We start from the raw sequence: 4,753 nt of genomic DNA on the forward strand, positions 1-4,753 counted from the left end.
TGTTGTTATCGATGAACCTGTTAACACCAGTGAAATTATCACCGAACCGATAACAGATTCTGCACTCGCTGAACCTGTCCAGTATGAGTTTCCTCCAGAAAATCAGCCGTTAGTCGGCATTATTGATACAGGTTTCAGTGAAAATAACCCTGATATTGACTATAGCCGAATCAGTTTAGGGCAAGACCGGATTGATGGCGATAATAACCCTCTAATGGAAGCTGGTGAGGGAAATGAACATGGCACCCATATATTAGGAATAATTGGGGCGACTCAAGATAACGATATTGGCGTTGAAGGGATTAATGATGATGCGCCGCTTTGGGTTGGGCGTGCTGTGGGTTCTGGTCAATGGGCAGAATCATTAGTGGAGTTTGTCGATGCGGCTCAAGAATCGGGTCAACCCAATGCTGTGGTTAATCTGAGTATGGATTTAACCCAAATTGATGCAGATGGAAACGTTACCACTCGTTATGAGTTTACACCTCAAGAACGATCCGCGATTGAATATGCCCGTCAGAATAATGTCATGTTAGTGGTGGCGGCTGGCAATGATGGGGATGTGATGTCGGTATTAGGACAGGCTTCTCAGGAGTTTGACAATATCCTCACCGTGGGGGCTGCCGAACAGTTTTACCCCGAAACGTCAGTTTGGAAGGGGGCTGACCGCACGGATTATTCGAGTTATGGTCATGGCTTGGATGTGATGGCGTATGGCGGAACGGCGGATAATCCCCAGTTGTCCTTGACTGGGGAAGGAACCAGCGGTATGGCTGGAACTTCCGTAGCCACGGCGAAGGTGACGGGGGCGGTGTCCCAGGTTTGGGCGGCGAATCCTGAGTTGAGTTACCGCCAAGTGGTTGAGATTATTAAGAATACAGCCACGGATTTGGGCAGTACGGGTCAAGATGCTGAGACAGGTGCTGGCTTGTTGAATATAGCGGCGGCAGTTCATTTAGCGAAAGCCACGAAGCCAGAAGTTAGTGAGAAAAATTTACAGTTTATTCCGTTGACATGGAGTGGGGAAGGTTTAGTGACTCCAATGGAGCGAGCAGCAGACCCTGATGCTTCCAGTTCTGGGTCAAGTCAAGTTTCTAATAGTTTCAGTCCAGTCGGGACGTTTAGTGATTTCTTGAATGTTTTTGGCAATGCACAAAGTTCGGGTTTTACAATTTTTTTAAGGAAAGTTTTTGATAAGTTTTATATTCAAGACAAACACAAGAATCAAGGACTTGTCGGGCATTTCCTTTTTCAAACTCATCGAGCATTGGATAATCGTATTGCTACGCGATATTCAAGCGATGGTAAAAATTGGTCAGCCTGGAAAAAGGAAAATATACCTAATGAAGTAACCTACTATCAGCCTGTAGTTGCAAAACTGAATGGTGTTGCTTACCAATCTCATGTTGGTAAGGACAATCGAATTTATACTCGTTCTTCCACTAATGGCATTAACTGGACAGCCTGGAAAAAGCCTAATATTCCCAATGAAGAAACAAACCATGCAGTTGCTATGGCAGCCTTTAATGGAAGACTTTACCAGTCTCATGTTGGTAAGGACAAAAAAACTTATACTCGTTCTTCCACTAATGGCATTAACTGGACAGCCTGGAAAGTAGCAAATGTTTCTAATGAAGAAACAAACCATGCGGTTGCTATGGTAGCCGTCAATGGAAGACTTTACCAGTCTCATGTTGGTAAGGACAAAAAAATTTATACTCGTTCTTCCACTAATGGTATTAACTGGACAGCCTGGAAAGCAGCAAATGTTTCTAATGAAGAGGCCTATGGCGCTCCTTGGCTAGATGCATTGAACGGAAAGCTATATCAGTATCATATTGGTAAAGATAGTTATCTTTATATGCGTTCTTCCAATGATGGAGAAAACTGGAATGCATGGAAAAAAATGGGTAATGCTCGAACTCATCTTCCTGAGGTGAAACGCAATACTGGTGGTACTAATCCTAATCCAAATTACATTTACACAAATGCTGACTACTTGAATGCATTGTATCAAGACAATATCAACAATAGATTGGGGTCTAACAGCCACAATCACGATCACATTATTCGTGAGGCAGTTGATTCGATAGACGGAGATAGTAACCCGGGAATTTATGCCTTAGTTGGCGGTGAAGTAATTGAAGCCAAGAATGGAAAAGAAGTTAGTTCTAAGTATTGGGGATACAATGGAACGGTTGCTATCTACAATAAAGAGCTTAACCAAACATTCATCTATTGGCATTTAGCCGAAGGTTCAATTAATGAGAATTTACAAGGTAAAACTATTGCAGCAGGTTCTTTAATTGGAAAAGAAGGTAACACAGGTGCAAGTTACGGATCTCACACCCATGTAGAAGTGCATAACAATCGAGCATACGTTAATATGTTTAATCCTTTGAATCCTAAATCTCCTGCTAATAGTGGTCGGCTTCATGTACCAACTGTATTTCAAAATGCCGTAAGAAAGGGACTTGTGAAACTGTATAAATAACGTATATAACCGATCAAAAAACACCGTTTGACACCGGGAATTGAATAAAGGGCGACCCGATCAAATTAAGCGGACACCGTTGTTAATTAATGCAAGCGGGTCGCCCCTACACCCGAATTAAAGGTGATAGTCTCCCAGCGTGCGATCGCCCTCTCTCTCCCATTTTGCGCCAATCCCTGATCAAAAGAGCGATCGCCTAAAACACACCTCCATTTTGAGCTAGGGCGGGTTTTGTTGAAACCTTATCACAAACATCAAAATTAAACGCCTAAACCCGCCCCTACAAATACCTGGACTCCCACGCGATCGCATCCACTCTATTCCCAGCGTGCGATCGCCCTTTCCCTCCCGGTTTGCACTAATTCCTGATCAAAAGAGCGATCGCCTAAAACACACCTCCATTTTGAGCCAGGGCGGGTTTTGTTGAAACGTTATCACACAAGTCAAAATTAAGCGGCTAAACCCGCCCCTACAAATACCTGGACTCCCACGCGATCGCACCTCCTCTATCCCCAGCGTGCGATCGCCTTCTCCCTCCCGGTTAGCGCCAATCCCTGATCAAAAGAGCGATCGTCCTCTCCCTGCCAGTTGACGCCAATCCCTGATCAAAAGAGCGATCGCCCTAAAATGGGATAAATACAGTAAAGCAAAGAACGATGAGTAGCGCCAAGCAAGCTGTCACCTCCCTTTTGTCTCAATTACCCGATGACTGCTCCCTAGAAGATATTCAGTATCACCTGTATGTCATCGAGAAAGTTTATCGTGGATTAGAAGCGGCGGCAACACAAGGTACAATTCCCCAAGAAGAAGCCCAAAAGCGTCTAAGTCAATGGCTTATCAAGTAGTCTGGTCTCCCAAAGCAATTGAGGATGTAGAGGCACTTGCTTCCTACATTGCCAATGATTCTGCTGCATACTCCGCAGCAGTTGTTCGCAAAATACTTGATATAACCAGCAAATTGAACAGTTTTCCCCTATCAGGAAGAATTGTCCCAGAATTAGGTGATCCAACTCTTCGAGAAAAATTAGCATATAGTTATCGAATCATCTATAAAGTTGAGGATGAAACCATTACCATTGCAGCAGTTATTCATGGAAAACGGTTGCTGGAGTCAGATAAGATAAACGAGAGTTAAGGTAGTTTTGGGATGGTGAGAATAGCGATCGCGCTTTCCCTTTCCCCAGATACACTATCTCACTTGGAATAGAAGCGTTCCTCACCAAAGTGCGATGAAAGCCTTCGCCTCCCTTTTTCACCCTAAAATATTTAGGCGATCGCGAATTCCGTCAACTTACGATCTTCAGGATGATAAAACGCCAAAACAATATCCTGATGAGGAACACCTCGATCCAGTAAATCCTGGGTGATGCCTTCCTCTATTTCATCCCGTTCTAACCAGAACTTATCGTCAACAATTCGCAGATGTAAAATTACACTGTGAACCCGTCGCTCCCCATTCCAACCAAAACTAATCAGTGGTAGGGGGCGTTAGTCGGTAATCAATTTCAGACTTAATCAGTCAATTAAAAAACCCGACGTAACGCACCAAATTTCCAAGAATAAAATCAATTAGGTTTCGGTGCGTTACGCGGGGAATAAAATTTACTCGACTTCGGCAAAGATTAACTCCTCGCTAACACACCCTACCGAATCGCTGTTTTTGTGGAGGCGATCGCATCCCCTCTATCCCCAGCGTGCGATCGCGTCTTTTCCCCAGATAGCCCATAAAACAACTTTAGTAATAGCTTTAATTCTCTTCATCCTCAGAAAAAACTTCCTCTAAGTCTCTGTAACCACTCAACACCCGTTCCACTTGGATACCATTTTCAATCGGGCGGTAAAAAATGACATATTTATCCACAGGTAAACTACGTAAACTAGGAGCCAGTTCCTTACGAGAACGCCCCATTTCCGGAAAATCCGCTAATAAACGGCATTTTTCCTCAAAAGTGTCAATAAAACGACTAGCTGCACTTAAACTAAACTGTGCCATATAGTTTTTTATTTGCCTTAAATCTTGGCGAGCCGGCGCACTAAAAATATATTTGCCCATTATGCACCCTGTTCTGACTGCCGAATTTCTTGTCTCAGTTCTCTAATCACTTCTTCTCCATCAAATATATCTCCTTGATCTGAATGTTCAATGCCAATAGCAATTTCCTTTCTGAGTTCCTCTAATCGCAGTAAACGTTCCATCTCGCGTTCCTCTAGCAATCGTAACGCCGCCTGAATAACTTCACTAGGGGATGAATACCTACC

The 4,753-nt window shown here is 43.6% G+C and carries 6 protein-coding genes; 3 read left to right on the forward strand and 3 right to left on the reverse strand.

What is annotated here, in order from left to right:
- From RH949_RS11745 to RH949_RS11755, 3 genes are all read left to right on the forward strand, one after another.
- Window positions 1-2,494 (forward strand): S8 family serine peptidase (locus RH949_RS11745; protein WP_446353257.1); only part of this gene is annotated, 2,494 nt, incomplete at its 5' end.
- 656 nt (window positions 2,495-3,150) lie between these two features.
- Window positions 3,151-3,339 (forward strand): hypothetical protein, encoded by a 189-nt coding sequence (locus RH949_RS11750; protein WP_446353259.1) that lies wholly within the window; start codon window positions 3,151-3,153, stop codon window positions 3,337-3,339.
- Window positions 3,324-3,629, forward strand: a complete 306-nt coding sequence (locus RH949_RS11755) for a type II toxin-antitoxin system RelE/ParE family toxin (protein WP_446339933.1) — start codon at window positions 3,324-3,326, stop codon at window positions 3,627-3,629. The genes RH949_RS11750 and RH949_RS11755 overlap by 16 nt, the downstream gene beginning before the upstream one ends.
- Window positions 3,630-3,760: 131 nt before the next feature.
- On the opposite strand, the gene RH949_RS11760 is transcribed toward RH949_RS11755, so the two are convergent.
- From RH949_RS11760 to RH949_RS11770, 3 genes are all read right to left on the reverse strand, one after another.
- Window positions 3,761-3,970: an element excision factor XisI family protein gene (locus RH949_RS11760; RefSeq protein WP_446353265.1), complete on the reverse strand. Its 210-nt coding sequence runs from the start codon at window positions 3,968-3,970 to the stop codon at window positions 3,761-3,763.
- Between the two features lie 271 nt (window positions 3,971-4,241).
- Window positions 4,242-4,547, reverse strand: a complete 306-nt coding sequence (locus RH949_RS11765) for a type II toxin-antitoxin system RelE/ParE family toxin (RefSeq protein ID WP_446353261.1) — start codon at window positions 4,545-4,547, stop codon at window positions 4,242-4,244.
- Window positions 4,547-4,753 (reverse strand): type II toxin-antitoxin system ParD family antitoxin (locus tag RH949_RS11770; RefSeq protein ID WP_446353263.1); only part of this gene is annotated, 207 nt, incomplete at its 5' end. The genes RH949_RS11770 and RH949_RS11765, both read right to left, overlap by 1 nt.

Origin of the sequence: Coleofasciculus sp. A1-SPW-01, from assembly GCF_040217205.1 — a bacterium.
In the GTDB taxonomy this organism is placed as follows: Bacteria; Cyanobacteriota; Cyanobacteriia; order Cyanobacteriales; family Coleofasciculaceae; genus Coleofasciculus; species Coleofasciculus chthonoplastes_A.